The sequence below is a fragment of the Bradyrhizobium sp. SZCCHNR1043 genome, assembly GCF_032489675.1.
Taxonomy (GTDB): domain Bacteria; phylum Pseudomonadota; class Alphaproteobacteria; order Rhizobiales; family Xanthobacteraceae; genus Bradyrhizobium.
Window position 1 is genome coordinate 397,678 of sequence record NZ_JAUEYN010000005.1, and the last position, 23,573, is coordinate 421,250.

At 65.5% G+C, this 23,573-nt stretch carries 22 protein-coding genes, 1 tRNA gene and 2 pseudogenes; 10 read left to right on the forward strand and 15 right to left on the reverse strand.

The features are described from left to right. Window positions 1–10: 10 nt before the first annotated feature. Window positions 11–751 carry a hypothetical protein gene (locus tag QX039_RS11515; RefSeq protein ID WP_315770700.1) on the reverse strand — a complete coding sequence of 247 codons (741 nt, stop codon included), beginning with the start codon at window positions 749–751 and terminating at the stop codon, window positions 11–13. A gap of 569 nt (window positions 752–1,320) precedes the next feature. Between QX039_RS11515 and QX039_RS11520 the strand changes: the two genes are divergently transcribed. From QX039_RS11520 to QX039_RS11530, 3 genes are read left to right on the forward strand one after another with little or no spacing between them, the layout of a single operon-like run. Further along, window positions 1,321–2,340, forward strand: a complete 1,020-nt coding sequence (locus QX039_RS11520) for a TRAP transporter substrate-binding protein (protein ID WP_315737989.1) — start codon at window positions 1,321–1,323, stop codon at window positions 2,338–2,340. 35 nt (window positions 2,341–2,375) lie between these two features. Beyond that, on the forward strand, window positions 2,376–4,262 hold the full coding sequence (locus QX039_RS11525; protein WP_315737988.1) for a TRAP transporter large permease subunit: 1,887 nt from the start codon (window positions 2,376–2,378) through the stop codon (window positions 4,260–4,262). Window positions 4,263–4,290: 28 nt separating this feature from the next. Next, a complete protein-coding gene (locus tag QX039_RS11530; protein WP_315737987.1) occupies window positions 4,291–5,934 on the forward strand; it encodes an acyl-CoA synthetase in 1,644 nt (547 codons plus the stop codon). Window positions 5,935–5,977: 43 nt separating this feature from the next. On the opposite strand, the gene QX039_RS11535 is transcribed toward QX039_RS11530, so the two are convergent. Both QX039_RS11535 and QX039_RS11540 read right to left on the reverse strand, forming a co-directional pair. Beyond that, a complete protein-coding gene (locus QX039_RS11535) occupies window positions 5,978–6,214 on the reverse strand; it encodes a helix-turn-helix transcriptional regulator (RefSeq protein ID WP_315711932.1) in 237 nt (78 codons plus the stop codon). A gap of 6 nt (window positions 6,215–6,220) precedes the next feature. Further along, window positions 6,221–6,769 (reverse strand): DUF2975 domain-containing protein, encoded by a 549-nt coding sequence (locus QX039_RS11540; protein ID WP_315737986.1) that lies wholly within the window; start codon window positions 6,767–6,769, stop codon window positions 6,221–6,223. A gap of 76 nt (window positions 6,770–6,845) precedes the next feature. Here QX039_RS11540 and QX039_RS11545 point away from each other — a divergent pair, with 76 nt between their 5' ends. After that, the gene (locus tag QX039_RS11545; protein WP_315737985.1) at window positions 6,846–7,430 is read left to right on the forward strand and encodes a hypothetical protein; all 585 of its coding nucleotides are present in this window, start codon (window positions 6,846–6,848) and stop codon (window positions 7,428–7,430) included. 5 nt (window positions 7,431–7,435) lie between these two features. Here QX039_RS11545 and QX039_RS11550 read toward each other — a convergent pair whose 3' ends face one another. The 7 genes from QX039_RS11550 to QX039_RS11580 form a co-directional block, all read right to left on the reverse strand. Continuing rightward, entirely contained in the window at window positions 7,436–8,065 is a 630-nt protein-coding gene (locus tag QX039_RS11550; protein ID WP_315737984.1) for an antibiotic biosynthesis monooxygenase family protein, read from the reverse strand. 177 nt (window positions 8,066–8,242) lie between these two features. After that, window positions 8,243–9,043 (reverse strand): MBL fold metallo-hydrolase, encoded by an 801-nt coding sequence (locus QX039_RS11555; protein ID WP_315737983.1) that lies wholly within the window; start codon window positions 9,041–9,043, stop codon window positions 8,243–8,245. Further along, window positions 9,040–9,831 carry a TatD family hydrolase gene (locus QX039_RS11560; RefSeq protein WP_315737982.1) on the reverse strand — a complete coding sequence of 264 codons (792 nt, stop codon included), beginning with the start codon at window positions 9,829–9,831 and terminating at the stop codon, window positions 9,040–9,042. The genes QX039_RS11555 and QX039_RS11560 overlap by 4 nt, the downstream gene beginning before the upstream one ends. Next, a complete protein-coding gene (gene metG / locus QX039_RS11565) occupies window positions 9,831–11,909 on the reverse strand; it encodes a methionine--tRNA ligase (RefSeq protein WP_315737981.1) in 2,079 nt (692 codons plus the stop codon). The genes QX039_RS11560 and metG overlap by 1 nt, the downstream gene beginning before the upstream one ends. A 70-nt stretch (window positions 11,910–11,979) precedes the next feature. After that, window positions 11,980–13,020 (reverse strand): DNA polymerase III subunit delta', encoded by a 1,041-nt coding sequence (locus QX039_RS11570; protein ID WP_315737980.1) that lies wholly within the window; start codon window positions 13,018–13,020, stop codon window positions 11,980–11,982. Further along, window positions 13,017–13,697 carry a dTMP kinase gene (gene tmk / locus QX039_RS11575; RefSeq protein ID WP_315737979.1) on the reverse strand — a complete coding sequence of 227 codons (681 nt, stop codon included), beginning with the start codon at window positions 13,695–13,697 and terminating at the stop codon, window positions 13,017–13,019. Before tmk ends, QX039_RS11570 begins: the two co-directional genes overlap by 4 nt. A gap of 4 nt (window positions 13,698–13,701) precedes the next feature. Continuing rightward, window positions 13,702–14,895 (reverse strand): D-alanyl-D-alanine carboxypeptidase family protein, encoded by a 1,194-nt coding sequence (locus QX039_RS11580; protein ID WP_315737978.1) that lies wholly within the window; start codon window positions 14,893–14,895, stop codon window positions 13,702–13,704. Window positions 14,896–15,126: 231 nt separating this feature from the next. Here QX039_RS11580 and QX039_RS11585 point away from each other — a divergent pair, with 231 nt between their 5' ends. Then, window positions 15,127–16,080 carry an alpha/beta hydrolase gene (locus QX039_RS11585; RefSeq protein ID WP_315737977.1) on the forward strand — a complete coding sequence of 318 codons (954 nt, stop codon included), beginning with the start codon at window positions 15,127–15,129 and terminating at the stop codon, window positions 16,078–16,080. Here the strand turns inward: QX039_RS11585 and QX039_RS11590 are convergent. Next, on the reverse strand, window positions 16,077–16,595 hold the full coding sequence (locus QX039_RS11590) for a GNAT family N-acetyltransferase (RefSeq protein ID WP_315737976.1): 519 nt from the start codon (window positions 16,593–16,595) through the stop codon (window positions 16,077–16,079). The genes QX039_RS11585 and QX039_RS11590 overlap by 4 nt on opposite strands. 19 nt (window positions 16,596–16,614) lie before the next feature. After that, window positions 16,615–17,535: a septal ring lytic transglycosylase RlpA family protein gene (locus tag QX039_RS11595; RefSeq protein WP_315737975.1), complete on the reverse strand. Its 921-nt coding sequence runs from the start codon at window positions 17,533–17,535 to the stop codon at window positions 16,615–16,617. Between the two features lie 922 nt (window positions 17,536–18,457). Between QX039_RS11595 and QX039_RS11600 the strand changes: the two genes are divergently transcribed. Next, window positions 18,458–18,547 (forward strand) — tRNA-Ser (locus QX039_RS11600). 66 nt (window positions 18,548–18,613) lie between these two features. Here QX039_RS11600 and QX039_RS11605 read toward each other — a convergent pair. Continuing rightward, on the reverse strand, window positions 18,614–19,093 hold the full coding sequence (locus tag QX039_RS11605; RefSeq protein WP_315737952.1) for an OsmC family protein: 480 nt from the start codon (window positions 19,091–19,093) through the stop codon (window positions 18,614–18,616). Window positions 19,094–19,337: 244 nt separating this feature from the next. Here QX039_RS11605 and QX039_RS11610 point away from each other — a divergent pair. The 4 genes and pseudogenes from QX039_RS11610 to QX039_RS11625 all read left to right on the forward strand — a co-directional run. Then, window positions 19,338–19,568, forward strand: a pseudogene (locus QX039_RS11610) (transposase); the annotation flags it as partial. A 79-nt stretch (window positions 19,569–19,647) separates the two neighbouring features. Continuing rightward, entirely contained in the window at window positions 19,648–20,076 is a 429-nt protein-coding gene (locus tag QX039_RS11615; RefSeq protein WP_315737951.1) for a MerR family transcriptional regulator, read from the forward strand. Continuing rightward, on the forward strand, window positions 20,012–20,425 hold the full coding sequence (locus QX039_RS11620; RefSeq protein WP_409998833.1) for a carboxymuconolactone decarboxylase family protein: 414 nt from the start codon (window positions 20,012–20,014) through the stop codon (window positions 20,423–20,425). The genes QX039_RS11615 and QX039_RS11620 overlap by 65 nt, the downstream gene beginning before the upstream one ends. After that, entirely contained in the window at window positions 20,422–21,255 is an 834-nt protein-coding gene (locus tag QX039_RS11625; RefSeq protein WP_315737949.1) for a serine/threonine protein kinase, read from the forward strand. The genes QX039_RS11620 and QX039_RS11625 overlap by 4 nt, the downstream gene beginning before the upstream one ends. Before the next feature lie 225 nt (window positions 21,256–21,480). Here the strand turns inward: QX039_RS11625 and QX039_RS11630 are convergent, their stop codons facing one another. Next, a complete protein-coding gene (locus QX039_RS11630; RefSeq protein WP_315737948.1) occupies window positions 21,481–22,764 on the reverse strand; it encodes a hypothetical protein in 1,284 nt (427 codons plus the stop codon). A 430-nt stretch (window positions 22,765–23,194) separates the two neighbouring features. Continuing rightward, window positions 23,195–23,573: pseudogene (locus QX039_RS11635) on the reverse strand (hypothetical protein); the annotation flags it as partial.

Consider the following 23,573-nt stretch of genomic DNA (forward strand, 5'->3'; position numbering starts at 1 on the left):
TCGTTCGGAGCTACGGGAAACGGGGCGGGCGCGCCGGGGGCGGCCGGGGCGCGAGGCGCGCCGCTGCGCCGACGGTCGTCGGTTCGGTCTTCGCAGCGCGGAACGCGCGCGCGAGCTGGTCCTGGCTCGCCTGCAGCTGTTCGATCGCCCTGGCGTGATCGCGGTTGGCCTGCTCCTGGCTGGCCTTGAGCTCCTGAAACCCGCTCTGCAGTTCGGCGACATCATGCGCGATCTTCTCGATCAGCGGCGCGACGTCCCGGTCGGGAGCGGGCGGCATGTCATGCTCCGGCGTTGCCTCCGCCATCGCGGAGGATGGATCGCTGGAGCGCGTTGATACTGATGCTGATGATGTCTCGGGTGTCGGCGAAACGGATGGTGAAGGCGAGGAAGGGGCCGTCTCTGCCGTCTCGGCCGCGCTCGATCCGCTCGCCGCCGTCTCCGGTGACCCGGCCGGATTCACCGTCTGAGCGTTCTCACGCCGGATGGATTGAACCGCCGCTTCGATCCGGTCGGTGACGGAGGTGATGGTCTCGGTATGGTCCCGCGCCAGGGTGACGGCAGCGCCGACGAGCCCGGCTGACGCTATCAGCGTGATCATCGCCCGCAATACGGGCCGGCGCCGGGCCGGAGGAGGCGGTTCCACGGGCTCGCTGCCTACAGCGGGGTCGGCAGCCTCGACTGCATCAGCGGCGGCCTGGGCCTCGATGGCGGCGATCCGCTGGTCGATACGTGCGCGCACCTCGGCCAGCACCCGCTGATAGATCTCCTCGCAGATATCGTCGTCGGGCGGCAGCGCGACATCACCCGGATCAACTTCCTTCGGCGTCGACTGAACTGGCATGTCTTCGGGTCCCCATTCGCGATACGCCCGTGCCCAATCCTGAAGGATGCGCTTTTGACCTCTGGGCTTTGACCAAACGAAGACTGCGGGGTGACGAGGCGGGGGCGATTTCGCACAGGCGCCGACGTCCGCTGGGCGGGCCGTTGTGCGGCTTCTCACATCAGGAGCCGCCCATAGGCAATTCGCATAAGGTATATTATGGAATATTAATATGCTTGGGCAAATCAGAGACTTGCGGCCAACACCTCAAACTCTGCCGTAGCACCGAGCCTGCAGCCCGCGTCGCGAGCACGACCATCGCCGCTCGCCATTGGCGCCTGAAACCCGCGCCAAGGCGCCCGCAGCGAACGCCGCATATTGCTGCTGCGGCTCATCGCTGCAATAAGCGCTGATGACGCTGCTGACGTCGCGGGATTCGGACCGCGCCATCATGCGGCGACTGGATGCAACAAGAAGAAGCTTCTCAGGGAGAAACGAGCATGAGCCTGTCACGACGCGCGCTGCTGAAGGCCTCCGCAGCGTCAGCCGTACTGGGTGGGATCGCGGCGCCGCATGTGGCGCGCGCCCAGAGCGCCGAATTCACCTACAAGTACGCCAACAACCTGCCCGACACCCATCCGCTCAACGTTCGTGCCAAGGAGATGGCGGCGGCGATCAAGGCCGAGACCAACGGCAAGTTCGACTTGCAGATCTTCCCGAACAACCAGCTCGGATCCGACACGGACATGCTGAGCCAGATCCGCTCCGGCGGCGTCGAGTTCTTCACGCTGTCCGGGCTGATCCTGGCGACCCTGGTGCCGGCGGCCTCGATCAACGGCATCGGCTTCGCGTTCCCGGACTACGACACGGTCTGGAAGGCCATGGACGGCGATCTCGGCGCTTACGTGCGCGGCCAGATCAACAAGGCCGGCCTGGTGGTCATGGACAAGATCTGGGACAACGGCTTCCGCCAGACGACGTCGTCGACCAAGCCGATCAATGGGCCCGACGACCTCAAGGGCTTCAAGATCCGCGTGCCGGTGTCGCCGCTGTGGACCTCGATGTTCAAGGCATTCGAGGCGGCGCCCGCCTCGATCAATTTCAGCGAGGTCTATTCGGCGCTGCAGACCAAGGTGGTCGAGGGCCAGGAAAACCCGCTGGCGATCATCTCGACCGCCAAGCTCTACGAGGTGCAGAAATACTGCTCGCTGACCAACCACATGTGGGACGGCTTCTGGTTCCTGGCGAACCGCCGCGCCTGGGAAGCCGTGCCGGCCGACATGCGAGCCATCGTTGCCAAGCACATCAATGCGGCCGCCGTGAAGGAGCGTGAGGACGTCGCCAAGCTCAATGCCGGCCTGCAGCAGGAGCTCGCGTCGAAAGGCTTGACGTTCAATCAGCCCAACGTCGCGCCGTTCCGCGACAAGCTGCGCTCCGCCGGCTTCTATGCCGAGTGGAAGGGCAAATACGGCGATGAGGCCTGGGCGCTCTTGGAAAAGGCCGTCGGCAAGCTGTCCTGACGGGTTGATGGCTGAAGGCGCGTTCGGGTGACGTCATGGCGCATGCCGAGTTCACGGAAATCGCGATCAGCGAGGTGGTCATCGAGACCCCTCGCCGCCGGTCCTGGCTCGATGGCTTGGATGCCTTGCTGGGTCTCATGGTCGAGATCCCAGCCGCGCTGCTGGTCGTGGCCGAGATCGTCATCCTGTTCGCGGGCGTCGTGGCGCGCTACGGCCTGCACCGGCCGCTGATCTGGTCGGACGAGCTGGCTTCGATCCTGTTCCTGTGGCTCGCGATGCTCGGCGCCGCGGTGGCGTTCCGCCGCGGCGAGCACATGCGGATGACGGCAATGGTGGCGCGCGCCAGCCCCGGCTTGCGCGCCTATCTCGATCTGGTCGCCACTGCCGCGGCGCTAGCGTTCCTTGTCATGATCGCCTGGCCGTCCTGGGAGTACGCCTACGAGGAAAGCTTCATCACGACGCCGGCGCTGCAGATCGAAAACATCTGGCGCGCCGCCGCGCTGCCGGTCGGCATCGGACTGATGGCGCTGTTCGCCCTCATCCGTCTCGCCCGCGCGGCCAGCCTCAAGATGATGCTGCTGGCTGTCGTCTCTATCGCAGCCATCATCGCGCTGTTCTGGGTGGCGCAGCCGCTGCTGAAGCCGCTCGGCAACATCAACCTCGTGATCTTCTTCGTCGGCGTGGTCGGCTTGTGCGTCTTCGCCGGCGTGCCGATCGCGTTCGCCTTCGGGCTCGCGATCTTCGGCTATCTGGCGCTGACGACGCGCACGCCGCTGATGGTGCTGGTCGGGCGCATGGACGAGGGCATGAGCCATCTCATCCTGCTGTCGGTGCCGCTGTTCGTCTTTCTCGGATTGCTGATCGAGATGACCGGCATGGCCCGCGCCATGGTCGCGTTCCTGGCGAGCCTCTTGGGTCACGTCCGCGGCGGGCTGCATTACGTGCTGGTCGGCGCGATGTATCTCGTCTCGGGCATTTCCGGCGCCAAGGCGGCCGACATGGCCGCGGTCGCGCCCGTGCTGTTTCCGGAGATGAAGGCGCGCGGCGCCCGTCCCGGCGATCTCGTCGCCCTGCTCGCCGCCACCGGCGCCCAGACCGAGACCATTCCGCCGAGCCTGGTTCTGATCACGATCGGCTCCGTCACCGGCGTGTCGATCGCGGCGCTGTTCACCGGCGGCCTGCTGCCGGGCGTGGTGCTGGCAATCACGCTGTGCGCGCTGGTGTGGTGGCGCTACCGCAACGAGGACATGAGCGGCGTCTGCCGCGCGACGGGAGCCGAGATCAGCAAGGCCTTCATCGTCTCGCTCCCTGCCCTGGCCCTGCCCTTCGTGATCCGCGCTGCCGTCGTCGAGGGCGTCGCGACGGCGACGGAGGTCTCTACCATCGGCATCGTCTATGGCGTGCTGGCGGGCCTGCTGGTCTATCGCCGCTTCGACTGGCGCCGCCTGTTGCCGATGCTGATTGAGACGGCCGCTCTCTCCGGCGCCATCCTGCTGATCATCGGGACTGCGACCGGCATGGCCTGGGGCCTGACGCAGTCCGGCTTCTCACGCGCGCTGGCGGCGGCCATGACCGGGCTGCCGGGCGGCCCGGCGACGTTCATCGCGGTCTCGATCGTCGCCTTCACGATCCTGGGCAGCGTGCTCGAGGGCATTCCGGCGATCGTGCTGTTCGGCCCGCTGCTGTTTCCGATCGCGCGTGCCGTCGGCGTGCACGAGGTGCATTATGCCATGGTGATCATCCTGGCGATGGGAATTGGCCTGTTCGCACCGCCGTTCGGAGTCGGATATTACGCCGCCTGCGCGATCGGCCGGGTCGATCCCGCCGAGGGCATCCGTCCGATCTGGGGCTACCTGCTGGCGCTTCTCATCGGCCTCATCATCGTTGCGATTTTTCCGTGGATTTCGATCGGGTTCCTGTAAACTCTTCAGATGACGAGGGAGGGTGGTGATGAGCACGAACCAGTATCAGCTCGGTCTGGACAAGACGCCGGCCAACTACGTGCCGCTGACCCCGCTCAGCTTCCTGGCCCGCAGCGCGGCCGTCTATCCCGACCACGTCAGCACGGTCTATGAAGGCCGGAGCTTCACCTGGCGCCAGACCTATGACCGCTGCCGGCGCTTCGCGTCGTACCTCGAGGGCCGCGGCATCGGCGTTGGCGACACGGTGGCGGCGATGCTGCCGAACATCCCGGCGATGAACGAGGTCCATTTCGCCGTGCCGATGGCCGGCGCCGTGCTCAACACGCTCAACATCCGCCTCGATGCGGCGGCGATCGCGTTCCAGCTCGATCACGGGCAGGCGAAGATCATCCTGGTCGATCCGGAATTCTCAGGTGTGATCAGCGAAGCGCTGAAGCTGATGAGCGGCGCAAAGCCGTTCGTGATCGACGTCGACGACGCCTCCTATGCCGGCGGCAGCCGCATCGGCGAGATCGAGTACGAAGCCGCCGTCGCCTCGGGCGATCCGCTGTTCGAGCCGCGCCGTCCGGCGGACGAATGGGACGCGATCGCGATGAGCTACACCTCGGGCACCACAGGCAATCCCAAGGGCGTCGTCACCCATCACCGCGGTGCCTATCTGAACGCCGTCAGCAACATTCTCGCCGGCGGGCTCGGCCAGCATCCGGTCTATCTGTGGACGCTGCCGATGTTCCACTGCAACGGCTGGTGCTTCCCCTGGACCATGGCGGCGGCGGCCGGCGTCAATGTCTGCCTGCGCAAGGTGGAGCCGACGAAGATATTCGAGCTGATCAAGACCCACGGCGTCACCCACATGTGCGGCGCGCCGATCGTCTACAACGTGCTGATCAATGCGCCCGACGCGCCCAAGGGCAAGCGGGAGAAGCCCGTCGTCGGCCTGATCGCCGGCGCCGCGCCGCCGGTCGCGGTGCTCGAAGGTGCCGAGAGCATCGGCATCAAGCTGACGCATGTCTACGGCCTGACCGAGGTCTACGGCCCGGCCTCGGTCTGCGCCGAGCAGCCCGGCTGGGACGACCTGCCCGCGCCCGAGCGCGCGCGGCTGAAGCGGCGCCAGGGCGTGCCATATCCGTTGCAGGAAGCCGTCACCGTGCTCAATCCGGAGACGATGCAGGAGGTGCCGCGCGACGGCGAGACCATCGGCGAGGTCATGTTCCGCGGCAACATCGTCATGAAGGGCTATCTCAAGAACGAGAAGGCGACGCAGGAGGCGTTTGCCGGCGGTTGGTTCCACACCGGCGATCTCGGCGTGCTCGACGAGCACGGCTACGTCATCATCAAGGACCGCTCCAAGGACATCATCATCTCCGGCGGCGAGAACATCTCCTCCGTCGAGGTCGAGGACATCCTCTACAAGCACCCCGCCGTGCTGTTCGCCGCCGTCGTCGCCAAGCCCGATCCGAAATGGGGCGAAGTGCCCTGCGCCTTCGTCGAGCTGAAGGATGGCGCCGAGGCGACCGAAGCCGAGATCATCGCCTATTGCCGCAGCCACATGTCCGGCTTCAAGACGCCCAAGGTCGTGGTGTTCGGCCCGATCCCGAAGACGTCGACGGGCAAGATCCAGAAATTTCTGCTGCGCAATCAGATCGACTCGGCCAAGGCGATCTCGGCGTAAGCCAAGGACATGCGCATGAGCGAGGCGCGCGCGTGCGCCTCGCTCATGCGGTCTCCGGCGTGGTGGTGTCTTCGTTGCCTCTGCGATACTCGAGAATGTCACCGGGCTGGCAGCGCAGCACCTCACAGATCAGCGCAAGGGTGTCGAAACGCACGCCCTTCACCCGGCCCGATTTCAAGAGCGAGACGTTCTGCTCGGTGATACCGATGCGTTCGGCGAGCTCCTTGGATCGCATCTTGCGGCGCGCCAGCATGACGTCGAGATTGACGATGATCGGCATCACGTCTCACACGATGCTGGCGTTCTCTTCGGCGATCCGGGTCGCCTCAGCCATGACCCAGGCGACGGCGAGCAGCACGCTGCCAACGATCAGCGCGATGTAGTCGTTGACCGAGAGCGCGATACCGAGTTGCCGGCTGCCAGGCGGATTGCTGATGGTGAAGGCGATCAGCAGGGCCGTCGACGACAGCGGACCAAGCAAGGCCTGCGCCAGGACTGTGACGGCGAAATCGCGCAAGCGGCGCGCTGTCGCCAGCGTGAAAACCATCCCTTCCGCAAAATCCAGGAACAGGGCTCTCACCCGCCACAACCCGTACAGCATCACGCCGACCGGGATCGCAGTCACCGCCGCGCCCAAAAGCACGCGATCCGGCGTGGTTTGCAGCTCCGCGCCAGCCGTGCCGAGGCGCGCCAGGAGCAGACCTCTCGTCCACTCCGGAATCATAAAGACGAGACACGTCGCGGCGGCGATCAAGACGATGCCGAGCCCCGTGATCCAGGCCATTACCCGGGAGAAGTGGCGCAGGCGACGGGATTGATCCGCACGGTCCAGCATGACGAGCCTCCTATTGACCAGTGAATAATTTATCGTATTACGATAATTTATGACTGTCAAACGAAGGCTCCTTCTCATGCCCATGCATCCCTTCAAGCGGCTCGTTCTGGCCATCGGACTAACGTTGAGCGCTGTTGGTTGTGGCCATATGCCGGTGACCTCAATGGTCAAGCTGGCCCGGGTCGATTTCCAGACCAGCGACCCCGCACAGCTGCGCGCGGCCGTGAGACTGCCCACGAGTCTGCGGCCGCTGCCAGGTGGCGTGGTGCTGAGGATTGCCGTGAAACGCGGGCGCGGCGCGGAACAGCAGCGGGACTTCGTGCTGCGGGAAATTCCGGATCCCCCGGCTCTGGCGCAGGAGGCCGGAGCCGGCACGCGCATCTACGCCTACCGCCTCGAGGAGGCCGACACGGCGCGTCTACAGTCTTTTCGCGCCGAGCTGATGGCGGAAAAGAACTCTGCCGGTGGCGGATCGATCACGATCTCGGTCGCGCCGAAGGCCTGCACCACCGTAGCGCTGCCGGCTGGCCCCATCAACTTCACGACCTATCTGAGGACATCGGAGACCATCGACTATGTTACGCTGGCACGTGACGTCGATCTGCGCTCGATTGCTCCTGATCAGGCCGTGGTCGATGGCATTCCGCGCTGCCCCACCTGAGCTCGCTACGCGTCTCGTGTCTTCTCCGCGTAATATTGCGGCGCCTCGCGGCGGTCGTACATGCCGTAGTCGCGGGTGACCTCGACGATACGGATGTTGTCGGCACCCGGCTCGGTGAGCAATTGTTTGCTCAGCGCAAGGCCGGTGGCCTCGTCCGGCAGCTCGACGAGATGCGCGAAGCGGCCCTCGCGATAGACGCTCGAGAAGCTCGCGACCGGCAGGTCGGTCACGCTGCCCAACTGCGGCCTCGCCGTCTCGACGGCCAGCACATACGTCGGCCCACGCCGCTTGGGATCGTTGTAGGTGCCGCGCCGCTCCGGCTGCCAGGCGGCCTGCCCTGGCCTGATTTCGTGGACCAACTCGGCGATACGCAGGCGATAGTCCGAGAACACCTTGTCGCGGCCGAGGGTCTGGATGTCGTGATGATGGGCGTGGACGCGCCAGGCGGTCATGGCGCCCTCGTCCTGCCAAATCTGATAGGAGAGGATAAGATTGTCACGCGACAGGCTCCTGAAGCGGTCAAGGAACAGGCAGCCGCCGAGCGCATCGAGCTCGGGCCGCAGCGCCGCGGCGAGTTGCAGATATTGGTCGAGGCGGCCCGGCTTGACCTCGACCTCGAAGAACAGCGACAGCATGGCAAGGCTGCTCCTTGTTAGTTCGCGAACATGATAGTCGCTGCGTAGGGTGGGCAAAGCGGCGCCGTCAGGCGCCGCGTGCCCACCGTCGGGCGGCGGACTCAAGAAGCAAGATGGTAGGCACGGCGCCATCGCAATCCCGCATGGGGAGAGAGCGCGGCCGCGCCTTTGCCCACCCTACGAATCCAGCTCCAGTCGCATGCCGTCATACGCCGGTACCACGCCATCGGGTAGGCTCTGGCGCAGCACCTCGTAGTCGAGATCGGCGGTCATGTTGGTGATGACGGCGCGCTTCGGCTTGAAGCGCTCGATCCAGGCCAGAGCGTCGTTGACCGAGAAATGGCTCGGATGCGAGGCAGGGCGCAGGCCGTCGACGATCCAGAGGTCGAGATCCTCCAGCGCGCCCCAGCTCTCCTCGGGGATGTCGTTGAGGTCCGGCGTGTAGGCGGCATCGCCGATGCGATAGCCGAGCGCGGGGATGTTGCCGTGCTGGACCAGGAACGCCGTCAGCTTCAGCTCGCCGCCCTTGCCTTCCACCGCCTGGGTCTCGCCCGCCTCGATCGCGTGCTGGGTCAGGATCGGCGGATAGTCGCTTCCCGGTGGCGAGATGAAGCAATAGGAGAACCGGTGCATGATGTCCTTGGCGGTCGACTGGTTCAGGTAGACCGGAATCCGCCGCCGCTGATGCATCACCACCGAGCGCAGATCGTCGATGCCATGAGTCTGGTCGGCGTGCTCATGCGTGAGAAACACCGCATCGATGTGATCGACTTGCGTATCGATCAACTGCTCGCGCAGATCCGGCGAGGTGTCGATGACCACGCGCGTCACGCCATGCGCTCCGCCGCGCTCAGCCAGAAGCGAGCAGCGCCTGCGGCGGTTCTTCGGGTTGTTGGGATCGCAGGCGCCCCACCCTAGCGCCGGGCGCGGCACGCCGGCCGAGGAGCCGCAGCCGAGGATGGTGAGCGTCAACGTCATGCAGCCTCCTGTGGCCGCGGCACCTTCGAGAACAGCTTGAAGAAGGTCTCGGTGGTCTGGCGCGAGAACTCCTCGAACGAGACGCCGCGCGCCTCCGCCAGCACCTTCGCGGTCTCGACGACGTAAGCGGGCTCGTTGCGCTTGCCGCGAAACTTGCCGGGCGCCAGATACGGCGCGTCGGTCTCGACCATGATGCGGTCGGCCGGCACCTCGGCGGCGAGCGCGCGCAATGCCTCGGACTTCTTGAACGTCACGATGCCCGTGAACGAGATGTGCAGTCCAAGATCGATCGCCTTCATCGCCAGCTCACGCCCGCCCGTGTAGCAATGCAGCACGGCCTGGAAAGGTCCGCGCGCCATCTCCTCCTCGAGGATACGGCTGCACTGCGCGTCGGCCTCGCGGGTGTGGATCACCAACGGCAGGCCTGTTTCACGGGCGGCTGCAATATGCGCGCGGAACCCGCGCTCCTGGGCGTCCTTCGAGCCGTGATCGTAGAAATTGTCGAGCCCGGCCTCGCCGAGCGCGACCACCTTGGGATGACGGGTCAAGGCAATCAGCTCCGCGGCCGGGATGCCGTCCTCCTCATCCGCATTGTGCGGATGGGTGCCGACCGAACAATAGACATTCTCGAACCGCTCGGCGATGGCGAGCAGCTCATGCAACCGCCGCACCCGCGTCGAGATCGTCACCAGGCGGCCGACGCCGGCGGCCGCGGCGCGCGCAACGATGCCATCCAGATCCTCGGCGAAATCCGGAAAGTCCAGATGGCAATGGCTGTCGACCAGCATCACGCCGCCGTCGGCTCGATGTAGCGCGGGAACACCGCCTGGGGCGCCGGCAGTTGCGTGCCGGCCGCAATCCTGAACTCGCCGCCGAGCCGCGCGAAATTCCGTTCGTCCTCGGGAATGCCGAGGCTCTCGAGCAGCTTTGCCGACGCCGCCGGCATCACCGGCTGGGTCAGGATCGCGACCTGCCGGATGACCTCGGCGGTGACATACAGCACGGTGTGCTGGCGCTTCGGATCGGTCTTGGCCAGGGCCCACGGCGCCTCGCCCGCAAAATAGCGATTGGCCTCGGCCACGACCGACCACACGGCGTTGAGCCACTGGTGGATCTGCTGCGTCGCCATCGCCTTCCGTGCGGCGCCGATCATCGCGTCGGCCTCCGCCAGGATCGCCTTGTCGTTGGCCGAGAACTCGCCGGGCTCCGGCAGCACGCCGCCGAGTTGCTTTGCGATCATCGACAGCGAGCGCTGCGCGAGGTTGCCGAGGTCGTTGGCGAGATCGGCGTTGATGCGCGCGACGATCGCCTCGTGATTGTAGTTGCCGTCCTGCCCGAACGGCACCTCGCGCAGGAAGAAGTAGCGCAGCTGGTCGACGCCATACTGGTCGGCGAGGTTGAACGGATCGACGACGTTGCCGACCGATTTCGACATCTTCTCGCCCCTGTTGAACAGGAATCCGTGCGCATAGACCCGCTTCGGCACCGGCACGCCGGCCGACAGCAGGAACGCCGGCCAGTACACCGCATGGAATCGGATGATGTCCTTGCCGATGACGTGGACGTCGGCCGGCCAGTACTTCCAGTTCGGATCGTTCTCGTCGGGGAATCCGACGCCGGTGATGTAGTTGGTGAGCGCGTCGACCCACACATACATCACGTGCTCGTCGTCATGCGGCACCCGCACGCCCCAGTCGAAGGTGGTGCGCGAGATCGACAGGTCCTTCAGCCCGCCCTTGACGAAGCTGATGATCTCGTTGCGCCGCGCGTCCGGCCCGATGAAATCGGGCTGGCTGTCATAGAGAGCGAGCAGCTTCTCCTGATAGGCCGACAGGCGGAAGAAATAGCTCTTCTCCTCGACCCATTCGACCGGCGTGCCCTGCGGGCCGCGGCGGACGTTGTCCTCGCCGACCACCGTCTCGTCCTCGGCGTAATAGGCCTCGTCGCGTACCGAGTACCAGCCGGCATAGCTGTCGGCATAGATGTCGCCATTCTCGCGCATGCGGTTCCAGATCGCCTGGACGGAGCGATGATGCGCGGGCTCGGTGGTGCGGATGAAGCGGTCGAACGAGACGTTCAGCCGCTCGTCCATGTCGCGGAAGCGGCCGGCATTGCGGGTTGCGAGCTCCGATGGCGTCAGCCCCTCGTTCTGCGCGGTCTGCACCATCTTCAACCCGTGCTCATCGGTGCCGGTCAGGAAGTACACGTCCTTGCCGTCGAGCCGCGCAAAGCGCGCGATGGCGTCGGTCGCGATCGCCTCATAGGCGTGGCCGATATGCGGGTTGCCGTTGGGATAGGCGATCGCTGTCGTGACGTAGAAGGTGTTCTTGTCGACCGGCGCTGCGGCGACCTGCGCTACGATCTCATCGATCTCGACGACCACGGCGGCATCGACCTTCGGCTTGCGCGGTGCCTTCGGCTTCGCGGCGCGTGGCGGCTTCGGCGCTTCAACGATGGCCGGCGCGGCCTTCTTCGGTGCGGCCGGCTGCTTCGGAGCGGCGGGCTGTTTCGCTGCCGACGGCTTGTTCGTTGCTGCCGCGGGCTTGGGCGCCGTCTTCTTGACCGGCGGTGTGGCAGGCTTTGCCGCGGCCTTCTTGGCTGGCGCCTTCACAGCTTTCTTGACAGCTTTCTTGGCGGCGGTCGTCGCAGCTTTCTTGGCTGCGCTCGCCGCCGGGGCTTTGCTCTTGGCTTTCGCGGGCGCCGTCTTGGATTTGGCGGTCTTTTTCTTGGCGTCCTTGTCCTTCGCTGCCTTCGCTTTGGACGCGCTGGTCTTGCCCTTCGCGGGCGCCTTGGCGGCAGCCTTCTTCGCGGCGCTCATGCCCGCGGGCTTGCCCTTCTTCACGGTTGTCTTGCTGGCCTTTGCCACGGCAAATTCCTCTTTGACGACGTCGGTCGACGGATTGATCCTGATGATCCCGGGATGATGGTCGGCGCGGTTACCGCGTGGCTTCGGCGAGCATCCCGAACACCGAGAAAACCAGCGGTTTTCGCTCCAGATTATAGGATTCGGTGTCGCGCGCGGCGCGGACGATCTTTTCCCATACCTCCGCCAGCCGTGCAAGGCGCGGCAGTTCCGCGTTCGGATCTGCGGCCCGCAGCCGCTCCGCCACCCAGCGCTCGATGCTGTCGAGGAAGCTTGCCAGCGCGACACGGTCGCTGGTGCCGAGCGCATCGCCCAGGGCATGCAGCTCGCCCGGGTCGATCCGGGGCAGGCTCGCGAGCAGCGCGGCGGTCCGGGTCTGCAGCTGCAGCCCGTCGCCGCCCAGCAGCATCAGGGTCCGCGCGACGCTGCCCTCGGAGGCCCTGGCGGCCTCGCGCAGCGCCGGATCGGCTCCGTCCATTCCGGTGGCCTCGGCCGCGGCGCTGACGACGTCGTCGGTCGACAAGGCCCGCAGCGCCAGCCGGCGGCAGCGCGATTTGATGGTGGCGAGCACCCGCGCCGGTGCGTGGCTGACCAGCAGGAACAGCGACTGCTGCGGCGGCTCCTCGAGGATCTTGAGCAGCGCGTTGGCGGCGTTGGGATTGAGCTCGTCGACGGTGTCGACGATGCACACCCGCCAGCCCTCGACCGCCGCCGTCGAGCCGAAGAACGAGATCGTCTCGCGGGTCTCGTCCACAGTGATGACGGTGCGCAGCACGCCCTTGTCGTTGGCCGAGCGCTCCAGCGTGAGCAGCCCACCATGGGCCTCGGAGGCGATCAGCCGGGCCACGTGATCGTCCGGGTCCACGTACAGCGAGCCGGCGGTACGCACCGCGTCCGAGGCAGGATCACGGTGGGTGAGCACGAAGCGCGCCATGCGGTAAGCCAAGGTGGCCTTGCCGATGCCTTGCGGGCCGCCGATCAGCCAGGCATGCGCCATCCGGCCGCTGCGATAGGCCGACAGCAGCGCCGCCTCGGCGTCGCGATGGCCGAACAAGGCGGTGGTTTCGCGTGGGTGGCGGACCGCGATCTCCGGCTCGACCTTGCGTGCGCTCATGACGCCGCCGCCACTTCCGTGAACAGGCGCTCGCGCACGGCGTCCCAAACGAGCTGCGAGACGGTCTCCGCGCTCGCCGTCGCGTCGATCAGCACGCAGCGCCGGGGATCCTCGGCGGCGATCTTGTGAAAGGCCTCGCGCAGCCCCTTGTGGAACTTGATGTCCTCGCCTTCGAACCGGTCCGGGGTTCCGGTGCCGCGCCGCGCCGCGGCACGCTGCAGACCGATCTCGACGGGAACATCGAGGATGAGGGTCAGATCCGGCTTGAGGTCGCCGATCGTCACCCGCTGCATCGCATTGAGCACATCCGGCGCGACCTTGCCTTGGCTGCCCTGGTAGGCCCGGGTCGAATCGAAGAAGCGATCGCACAGCACCCAGCTACCCTGGTTCAGGGCCGGCAGAATCACGTTGCGCACATGGTCGTCGCGAGCGGCGGCAAACAGCAGCGTCTCGGCCTCCGGGCCCAGCAGCCTGCCCATACCCGACAGCACGAGGTGGCGCATGATCTCCGCGCCCGGTGAGCCCCCGGGCTCGCGGGTCAGGACCAGACGCACACCCTCTTTCTGCAGATGGTCCGCCAGCATCTTGATCTGCGTAGATTTTCCGGCGCCCTCGCCGCCCTCGAAGGTGACGAATCGGCCGCGGCCAGGACCACGTTTCAAAGCTGCTTCCGCCATGTCTCTAGAGCTTCTCGGCCCCGGCGCGGAACATCCCGATCACGAGCTCGCTGACCCCATCGATCGCACGCCGCATCGTGGACCCCTTGCCCACCGCCTCCGCAGCATAGACAGGGGCCTCCATGGCGATATTGGGGCCGCGCCAGACCCTGACAACCCCGACCTTCTGCCCGGGCTCGACGGGTGCCCTGACCGGGCCGCTGTAGACGATGCGGGCGATCAGCTTGTCGCCGCCGTTCTTCTGCACCATGACCTTGACCGGCACCGGGCTCGACAGCTTGACCGAGCGGCTCTCGCCCCCGAACACCTTGGCGTAGCCGATCGGCTGCTCCGCCGCGAACAGGGTGCGGGTCTCGAAGTTGCGGAAGCCCCATTCCAGCATCTTCTTGGCCTCGGTGGCGCGGTCCTCGGGATCCTCGAGACCATTGACCACGACGATCAGCCGTGTGCCGTTCTGCACGGCCGAGCCGACCATGCCGTAGCCGCCCTCCTTGGTGAAACCGGTCTTGAGGCCGTCAGCGCCTTCCATCGCGTTCAGCAGCGGGTTACGGTTCTGCTGCCGGATCTTGTTCCAGGTGAATTCCTTCTCGCCGAAGATCTTATAGAACTCCGGAAAATCCAGGATGATGTGCCGGGCGAGCATGGAGAGCTCACGCACCGTCATCTTGTTGCCGGGGTCCGGCAGCCCGTTGGAATTGGCGAAGGTCGATTTGGTGAAGCCGAGCTCGCGCGCCCGCTTGGTCATGTAGTCGGCGGCGAAGATCTTCTCGTTGCCGGCCATCCCTTCGGCGAGCGCAATGCAGGCGTCGTTGCCGCTCTGGATGATCGCGCCGTGCAGGAGGTCGCTCACCGACACCTTGCTGTTGAGGGCGGCGAACATCGTCGAGGTGCCGGAGGGCGCTCCGCCCCGGCGCCAGGCATTCTCGCTGATGCGATATTCGTCGTTGAGCTTGATCGTGCCCTCCTTGACGGCGTTGAACACCACCTCGGCGGTCATCAGCTTCATCATGCTGGAAGGCGCGCGCAGCTCGTCCGCGTTCTTCTCGAACAGCACGCTGCCGCTGTTGGCCTCGATCAGGATCGCGGTCGGCGCATCGCCGTCGAAGCCGCCATCCTCCTTGCGCGCGCCCTGGACGCTCTGGTTGGCAGCGAAAAGCACGCCACTCCAGCCGACGGCAAGCGCTACGGCCAAGGCCATGAGCGCACGCGTCGTCCGTCCGGACGTGAAACCGGAGCGACGGAGCGGTAAGGTCATGAAATCCACCGGCTAAGCTCTGGAGCGCACTGGGAATCTAGCAGCTGCGGCAGGCGCAAACAACTCGGCAATCCCGCGGATCCGACCGCTGTCCCGTGGATTTGCACGACCCGTCGCGCGATGCGATACGTCCAGGGCCGGCAATCAAAAAGTCGAGCAATCAAGGGGGAAACGGTGTCATCGACGCGGATCATCAAGGCCAACGGAATCGAGCTGTTCGTGCGCGAACAGGGCGAAGGCCCGCTTGTCGTGCTGTGCCACGGCTGGCCCGAACTGTCGTATTCGTGGCGGCACCAGATCCCTGCCCTTGCCGCTGCGGGCTATCGGGTCGTGGCGCCGGACATGCGCGGGTTCGGCCGCTCGCAGGCGCCTGACCATATCGGCGCCTATACCATCTTCGACACGGTCGGAGACATGGTCGGACTGGTCGGGGCGCTGGGCGAGCGCCAGGCCGTCATCATCGGCCACGACTGGGGCGCGCCGGTGGCCTGGCACGCAGCGCTGTTCCGGCCGGACCTGTTCACCGCCGTCGCGGGCCTGAGCGTCCCGCCCCCGTTCCGCGGCCACGGCCGGCCGCTCGACACCCTTAAGGCCGGCGGCATCGAGAATTTCTACTGGCAGTACTTTCAGACACCGGGGATCGCCGAGGCGGAGTTCGAACGCGACGTGGCGCTGACGATTCGCACCATGCTCGCGCGCGGCTTCTCCGATCCGCAGGCGCTGTTTGTCGCGCCAGGCAAGGGCTTCCTCGGCGCGGCTAACCCCGACCTGCCGCTGCCCGCGTGGCTCGGTGAGGCCGACCTTGCCGAGTTCATCGCGGCCTATCGCGCCTCCGGCTTTCACGGCGGCCTGAACTGGTACCGCAACATCGACCGCAACTGGGAGCTCACCGCGCCGTGGCAGGACGCGCAGATCCGCCAGCCGGCGCTGTTCATCGCCGGCAGCGCGGACGCGGTCGTGACCGGGATCATCGGTGCAAAGCGCGTTCAGGACATGGCGCGCGTGCTGCCGGATCTCCGGCGCAAGCTGATCATCGACGGCGCCGGGCACTGGATCCAGCAGGAATGCGCCGCCGAGGTGAATGCGGCGCTGATTGCATTCCTGCGCGAGGCGGCTCTTGCTCGCTAGCCCGCGAGCGGCAGCTCCATCATGCGATGCGACGCCGTCGCCCCGTGCGCCACGTCGCGGAAGCCAAGCCGCACGTAGAACCGGATCGCGTCGTCATTCGTCGTCGCGACCGCGAGCGAGAGCACCTCGGCGCCCTGCTCCCGTGCCGCCGTGGCGACCGCCTGCATGATCTCGCGTCCGACACCCGCGTTGCGCGCGCCAGGCAGCAACGCGAGATCGACCACGTGCCATCTCTGCGCCGCGCGGTCGAGCAGCAGCCGCCCGACCGGCGCAGCATCGCGGAGGATGATCAGCGAGTGCGCCGCAGGACACTGAGTCGCATGGCCTGCGACCTGTGCGCGAAATTGCTGCGCCAGCACGAGGTCGAGCATCGCGGGCGGCAAGCCGGCTGCGGCAAGTTGCGCGCCTTTGACGGATTTGAAGAGGTCGCGCAGAAACGGCGCGTCGGCGGTCTCGGCACGTCGCAGCCGCAATCGGGCGTCGCGCGAGACGATCTCGGCCTCGATCGTCGTCACGCCGACCGAGCAGCGGAGGTCAGTACAGGCCGCGGCCGCTCATGATGTCGCGCGCCTCGTTGGCGCCGTCGTTCGCCTCTGCCCTGCCCTGCGAGACGTAGCGGCCGTCCTGGTCATAGGACACGGCGCGCGGGTTCTCGAGGTTGCGGCCCCGCGTTCTGCTGGACGCCGACATTTCCGAGGTCGCCGCAATCGAAGCCATGTCGGCCGAACCGTTGCCGAGCGTATACGGCCGCCCCTCGGGCAGCGGGATCTCGCCGCGGATCGGACGGCCCGCGCCCATCTCGGGCACGAACGGCCTGGCCGAGGCGACGCGCACCAGGGAGGGGGCCGGCGCCGGGATGCCGGTGCGCAAGGTCGCCATCAGCTGGGTATCGTCGGAGCCCTCCAGCGGGGCGCGGCCGACATACTCCACCCGCACCTTGGCGATGCCGTTGCCCTTGAACTCGAGCAGATCGGCCGCCTTGTTGGAGACGTCGATCAGCCGGTTGCCGTGGTAAGGGCCGCGATCATTGATGCGGACGATCAGCGATTTGCCGTTGGCGAGGTTGGTGACGCGGGCGTAGCTCGGCAGCGGCAGGGTCGGATGGGCGGCCGTCAGCGACGTCATGTCGAAGACCTCGCCATTGGCGGTCAGCCGGCCGTGAAAATCATCGCCATACCAGGAGGCCATGCCCTCGGCGCGATAGTTCGTATCCTCCTCGGGAACATAGGTCTTCCCGGCCACGGTATAGGGCTTGCCGATGCGGTAGACGCCGCCGCCCTTCGGCACCGGCTCGCCGATGCCGACGACGCGCGGGCTCGACGACACGCCGTATTTCGGATCGACCTTGCTGGCGAACTTGTTGGACGAGGCGCAGTTCGCGACCATCAGGCAGGCGAGGACGGCGACGGCACTGCGCACCGCTCTCTCGACCGGATCTGTTTGACCAATCCCCATCGACCCCAATTACCAATGTGCCGGTCGCAGCCGAGCCATCCCATCAGGCCTGCGCGTCCCGGCTTGTCCCCGAGTCGCATCCCCGCAACTCAATGCACAAGGATAACGCAACCCGAACACGGCGGAAATGGGGTGGGCCCCGTCGTGGTTAACCGGAGCTTTCCAGTGGTTGTGACGCGGACGATAGCCGCCCAAGCGTGCACTCCACTGCGCCTCCTTGTTGCGAGTGCACCTTTTTGGACACATATGTTGCGTGAAATCCTCACTTGGGAGTGTTCTCATTTCTCGGGACCTGAATCATTTTGACTGTGCAGGGCTGCACGTCGTTTGCTTCACGTGGGGCGCAACAGGGTGTGTTCGCTATGATCGAAGCAATGACGGCAGTGATGGGCTTGGTTGGCGCCGGGATCTTCCTTGCTCATGCGTTTGAAGGGGTCCGCTCGCGGGCCTGATTCCGGACGGATCGGACAGCCGACGTCATGGTCGGCTCTCGTCCGCTTCGATGTTTGCGTCCACTTCAACAATGACACTTCAGGAGCAACCTGAAGCTTGCAGTTTCGACCAGCAGGTCTTCCAGACCCCTCTTCTTCCGGTCGTCCGCTTCTTCCGATCGACGTGAGGTCGGATCGGCAGCCCAGCTGCAGAAGGTGGCCCATGCGACACCAAGACTTGAGACATCAAGACTTACGACGTCAAGACATGCTCTCGGGCAGCTTTCTCGCCCTGGCAGCGCTGAGCACGGCAGTGTTGTGCTCGGGTCTGATGGTTTTCGCGTTCCGGTGAACGCGGGCTTCGCATCACATCCGGCGCCGTCGTGAATGCGCCGTTGACGAGCCGCAAGCCAGCACCCTAAACAAGGATCGCGTCGATACCGCGCCGTCATGGCGCGGGTATCGCCGACGTTCCGGAGACGACGCCGGATGGAAGGGTGGCCGAGTGGTTTAAGGCACCGGTCTTGAAAACCGGCGTGCCCGCAAGGGTACCGTGGGTTCGAATCCCACCCCTTCCGCCATTTCCCAGCTGTCCGGCCCGGAGACATGCCGTCACACGTGAGATGGCCGGTTAAAGAGAACCCGCCCTACGCGAGCTTGGCCAGCCGTCGATTACGCCATTTGTTCGTGACGCTGACGCCGCTGCGGGCGTAAAGCTGGGTCAAGGGGCAGCGTCGCTCGACTTCGCTTGAAAGCCTTTGAAAATCCGCGTCGTTAGCGTCGGTTTCTATCGTAATATCGAGCGAGACCTCAGAAAAATTCGGGTTGCCCTCGGCTCCGAACACCAGCACTGAGTTGTCGAGCTCCGCCCGAAGGTCGATCTCGAAGCTGCCGACCGCAATACCGAGGTCGCGCGCCACGATGAACGTCGTCACCTGATTGCACGATGCCAGCGCGCCAAGTGCGTAGTCGAGCGGACTTGGGGCCGAGTTCTTGCCACCGAACGCGGGATGCCCTTCCGCCCGGATCGTGTGCGGAGATCCTTCGATCGCAACGGCCTGCAAGACGCCGTGTCCCTTTCCCTGAAGATGGAACGGCAAGATCGAGCCTTTCGGATCCAACGGCATGGCAGCCCCTATGAATGAGAGGTGACGAGAAATTGCTCACCAGACTTGCCGCCTGATCGGCAACTACGACCGCTGCGTCAGCGCACGGCCGCGGCTCACGTGAGTGACCCTGAGCGAAATGGTCGCTTGGCGATTTCGATGTGTCTAGCCATCCAAAAAAATAGCGATGCGCGTGCTCCAGCATCGCATTTCGGCGTTCAATTCATTTTGGGCGGCAGGAGCGACACAGTTCATTTCTTCCCGCCGCATTTGCGCGGCGGCGGTGATCATTGTGGTCGGCGTCAACAGTGATGGCCGGCGCAAAATTCCTGGCATGGATATTGGTCCCTCCGAAGCCGAGACGTTCCGGACGGCGTTCCTGCGCAAGCTCGCCCGTCGCGGCCTGCGCAACGTCAAGCTGGTCGTGTCCGATGCCCATAAGGGCATCAAGGCCGCCGATCGCCGCACAAAAAAATCCGCCATAGTGCTGCGCTGCATCAGGCGAGACGAAATCCCTTGACTTAGAGTGCGCTCGAACCCGTAGTTTCTCCCGCGTCGTGGCGAAGAAGGTGCTCATGAAGATTGGCGAACTGGCAAAGCGTTCGGGATTGTCGGCCCATACCATCCGCTATTACGAGCGGATCGGGCTGCTTCCCTATGCCGACCGGGACCAATCGAGCCAACGTGACTACGACGCATCAATCCTGATCTGGATCGAATTTCTCGGCCGTCTAAGAACGACTGGAATGCCGATCCGGGAAATGCTGCGCTATGCAGCCTTGCGGGAGCGCGGCGTCGGCACGGAAGCGGAGCGCCGTGACCTGCTGGAGCGGCACCGCGAGCGCGTCCGCGCCCATGTTGCCGAATTGCGAGCCTCTCTCCTCGTCCTCGACACCAAGATCGCCGGTTACGCCGACCAGGAACAGAGGATGAAGGACTATGATGCAACACCACCAGAGCGCCGGCGAAAGCCGGCTGGAACGCGGGCGGCGCGCGCTCGCTGACATCGACGGTCAGGCGGGAGAGAATGTCGTCACCTCGCTCGCGGACATCGCCCCCGACTTCGCCACCTATCTGATCGAGTTCCCCTTCGGCGATATCTATTCCCGCCCCGGACTTGACCTACGCGCCCGCGAGATCGCCACCATCGCGGCCTTGACGGCGATGGGCAACGCCACCCCACAATTGAAAGTGCATATCGAGGCCGGCCTGAATGTCGGATTGAGCCGGGATGAGATCACCGAGATCATCATGCAGATGGCCGTCTACGCTGGGTTTCCGGCGGCACTGAACGGCTTGTTCGCGGCCAAGGAGGTGTTCGCGCAACACGCAGAAGAGGAACGCGCGGCATGATGAACCTCCTGCGTTCCTTCAGCGTCAGCGGTGCCATTGCATTGGCGGCGGTTTCCTCAATCACGCCCATGGCACCATCGACCGCGCGCACGAACCCAGACGCGCCCAACAAACTGTGGGGCGGCTTCAGCGCTCCGACCGGAATTGCCGTCCACCCGGATGGCTCGGTCTATATATCGAACTGGGGCGGCGGCACGGTCGAGCGGATAACCGAAGACGGTATACGCTCGACCATTATGGACGGCATCGCCGCTCCCGCCGGCATCGCCATTGACGTGACAGGGGCTGTATTCGTCGCGTCCTATTCAGGCGACTACATCGTACGCGTCGCTCCTGATGGAACACGCAGGCGGGTTGCTGAAAGTCTGGCGACACCAACCGGGATTGCTTTCGCTGCCAACGGCCGCTTGCTCGTCGCCAACCGCGCCGCTGGCGAAATCCTTTCGATCGACCCGTCGAACGGATCGCGCCGGGTCATCGCCCGCAGCCTGTCATTGCCGGTTGGCATCGTCGAGATGGAGGATGGCAGTGTGGTCGCTTCGCAGTATGGCGGGCGGGTGACACGCATTCTGGCGGACGGCTCAACGCAGGAGTTGGGTCAAAGCTTCTCGCGTCCCGGCGTGGGCATTCTGGCCGATGGTCCCGATGCAGTTGCGGTCATCGACAACGGCGCTGGTCTTGTGCGGCGTGTTGCTTTCGATGGCCGGTCCGAGGTGATCGCTGATGGCTTTGAGGGGAGCGCGGTCGCGCTCGCTCGAGCCCGGAACGGCGATCTGCTGGTTGGCACCTGGGGCGCGGGAGCGATCTATCGGACGCCGGCTCCTCGATAGGGGCAACGCGCGGCGGCAAGCATGAAAGGAGGTTCCCCAATAAGGAGGGATTTGGAGGGGTATGGCGTGGACGTGGTTCTCATCTGGTTCCCGCTCGGCCCGCCAAGTCTCCTTCCTCATCCCCGAACTTGCTGCTGATCGCAGTGCGCGTGACGGATCGGCTGGCCGCGCACAACGCTGGCGGGCGCGCCCGCAGCCTCCCCTGCTCAGAGCCGCGAGCCCCGGTCAACGACTCGGGTGCGCTCCATGGCTTGCCTGCGGCGCGCGGTGGCCGTTCACAGCGCCGGCCGTCTCGGGGGGCACGCCGACCCGCTCCATCAGTTCGCGAACGTCGCGGATGCGGTTGTCGAGAAGGCTGTGCGTCTCGCTGAGCGTCCAGCGCAGCTCATCCAGCGCGCCCGGCGCCGCGTCGGGAAAATGCGAGAGATGATAGATCATCTCGTTGAGGACCTGCCGTAGCCCGTACAGGTCGTCATGGGCGAGCTTCTGGACATCGAGCTGGCCGAGCAGCCGCTGCACGAAGCTGCGGCGATCGGGCGGCACATGGCGCAGATCGACGAACCGATTGACGTGGAAGGCTCGCGGCGCCTCGGCACTACCGGCCGCATGAGCCAGCGCGAGGCGCACGCTGTCCGCGCTTAGGTCCTCGGTATCGACGGAGAGCGTGTTCGGGAACAGGCTCTTGTATCGTTCGATCAACGTGTGGGTCTGATCGTAGTACCAGCCGAACTTGTCGGCCAGCGACAGATCCATCCATTGCCGCTTCGACATCTCTCCGAAGTGGAAAGCGGCCGGACGCATGCGCTGCGCGGCCGGCGAGTCGGCGTAGTAGACGTGGTTCTGCGGCGACAGCTCCGCATTCTCCACCAGGCTTGCGATGCACGCCGCCCGGTCGCGCCGGCGCAGATGCACCAGCGTGAGCTGATCGCCGACGAGCTCGGCGATGATCGGCAGCACGGCCGCGTAACCATTGCCGACGACGCACGCATGGGGGCAATCGAGGATCATCTGACGAATCTGATCCGCAAAGCTGGGATCGTTGGTTTCCTTGAGCTGGCAGAACAGCTCATTGAGCTCGCTCGACGCCCATTCGTGCACGGCCATGTCGCCGTTGCCCTGGTTGTCGAATACCTCTTGCATCATCCGCGCCAGCGACGTCGTGCCGTCCCGGCCGGTGCCGACGCACAGCACCCGCAGCGTGGAAGGCGGAGAATTCCTCAAGGCCACGTCGCGGCCATTGCCGGAGGGGCGGGGCGCTCCATTGTTCGAGACTACGGCCAGGCGCTGGCGCGCCAGCCGGCGAAGCTCCGCGGAGGCCGCCTCCCACTCCAGCCTGTAGCCGTCGCGCTCGTCGCGCAGGCGGCCCATGATCACGCCCCTCTCTTCGGTGATGCGCCTGTACCGCTCGGACTCGTCCTTCGCAGCGACCAACTCCGCTTGCAGCGCATCGACGAAGCGTTTCACGTCCGCATCGAGGCGGCTTTCGGTGCTGGCGGTGCCAATCCCCAATCGGTTCTCGATCCACCGGCGCAGTCGCACTCTCGACAACAATAATCCTCCAAGAAATCGAGCCGAACGGCCTGCTGATCGTCTGCCGCCCGATCGCTGCTGCGATTCAGCACGCCTGCGAAGGCCGCCCTGCCGGCTCCGGCTCTCCATGTAATACAATTGCAATGTACATCAAACCTGCATCGCAATTCGGTTGCAGAGGCAGCGATGGTGGCCGGCACGTTGCGCGAGCCGTGCCCGCTCATGCCCGATAAATGTGCATGCCGCGGAGCCTGCTTTCTCCCGACCATGCCGTCAACGCGACCAATTGCCATTCTTAGGGTACTAGTGTACCGTGACCCGGCGCGACCGCGGTGGTCATGCGTCACGGCACGCCGCAGGCGCCACTGCTGCCAACGGGCGCAGCCCCGACGACGCCAGCTCCGTTGAGCTAGTCCAGTCCGCGCTCGCGACTCAGGCGCACCATCTCGTCGATGAAGATCTGCTTCTGCTTGTCGTCGAGGCTGGTGAACAGCGGTTCCGACGTGTCGGCCACCGCGCGCTGGTCGGCGGCACGATCGACCAGGAACTGAGCCTCGTTGCGCATCTGCTCGACGATGTCATCCGGCGGATCGCGCTTCGACCGCGCGATGCGCAGCTCGAGTCGATCCGCGCCGTTGCGGCCGAGCGCGTGCATCGCGTCGGCGAACGGACCTGACCGACCGGGTTGATCCCTGACATTTTGGACCGGGCTGATCCCTGACACTATTCGATCACTGCTGTGTTGTCTCCGCCGTTTCCTGCGCGACGCGGAGCCGCGCACGCGGCGG

Coding starts and splice junctions, on each gene's coding strand:
- QX039_RS11520 (WP_315737989.1), top strand. CDS start 1,321: ATGAGCCTGTCACGACGCGCGCTGCTGAAGGCCTCCGCAGCGTCAGCC.
- QX039_RS11525 (WP_315737988.1), top strand. CDS start 2,376: ATGGCGCATGCCGAGTTCACGGAAATCGCGATCAGCGAGGTGGTCATC.
- QX039_RS11530 (WP_315737987.1), top strand. CDS start 4,291: ATGAGCACGAACCAGTATCAGCTCGGTCTGGACAAGACGCCGGCCAAC.
- QX039_RS11535 (WP_315711932.1), bottom strand. CDS start 6,214: ATGCCGATCATCGTCAATCTCGACGTCATGCTGGCGCGCCGCAAGATG.
- QX039_RS11540 (WP_315737986.1), bottom strand. CDS start 6,769: ATGCTGGACCGTGCGGATCAATCCCGTCGCCTGCGCCACTTCTCCCGG.
- QX039_RS11545 (WP_315737985.1), top strand. CDS start 6,846: ATGCCCATGCATCCCTTCAAGCGGCTCGTTCTGGCCATCGGACTAACG.
- QX039_RS11550 (WP_315737984.1), bottom strand. CDS start 8,065: ATGCTGTCGCTGTTCTTCGAGGTCGAGGTCAAGCCGGGCCGCCTCGAC.
- QX039_RS11555 (WP_315737983.1), bottom strand. CDS start 9,043: ATGACGTTGACGCTCACCATCCTCGGCTGCGGCTCCTCGGCCGGCGTG.
- QX039_RS11560 (WP_315737982.1), bottom strand. CDS start 9,831: ATGCTGGTCGACAGCCATTGCCATCTGGACTTTCCGGATTTCGCCGAG.
- QX039_RS11570 (WP_315737980.1), bottom strand. CDS start 13,020: ATGAGCGCACGCAAGGTCGAGCCGGAGATCGCGGTCCGCCACCCACGC.
- tmk (WP_315737979.1), bottom strand. CDS start 13,697: ATGGCGGAAGCAGCTTTGAAACGTGGTCCTGGCCGCGGCCGATTCGTC.
- QX039_RS11580 (WP_315737978.1), bottom strand. CDS start 14,895: ATGGCCTTGGCCGTAGCGCTTGCCGTCGGCTGGAGTGGCGTGCTTTTC.
- QX039_RS11595 (WP_315737975.1), bottom strand. CDS start 17,535: ATGGGGATTGGTCAAACAGATCCGGTCGAGAGAGCGGTGCGCAGTGCC.
- QX039_RS11605 (WP_315737952.1), bottom strand. CDS start 19,093: ATGCCGTTGGATCCGAAAGGCTCGATCTTGCCGTTCCATCTTCAGGGA.
- QX039_RS11615 (WP_315737951.1), top strand. CDS start 19,648: ATGAAGATTGGCGAACTGGCAAAGCGTTCGGGATTGTCGGCCCATACC.
- QX039_RS11620 (WP_409998833.1), top strand. CDS start 20,012: ATGATGCAACACCACCAGAGCGCCGGCGAAAGCCGGCTGGAACGCGGG.
- QX039_RS11625 (WP_315737949.1), top strand. CDS start 20,422: ATGATGAACCTCCTGCGTTCCTTCAGCGTCAGCGGTGCCATTGCATTG.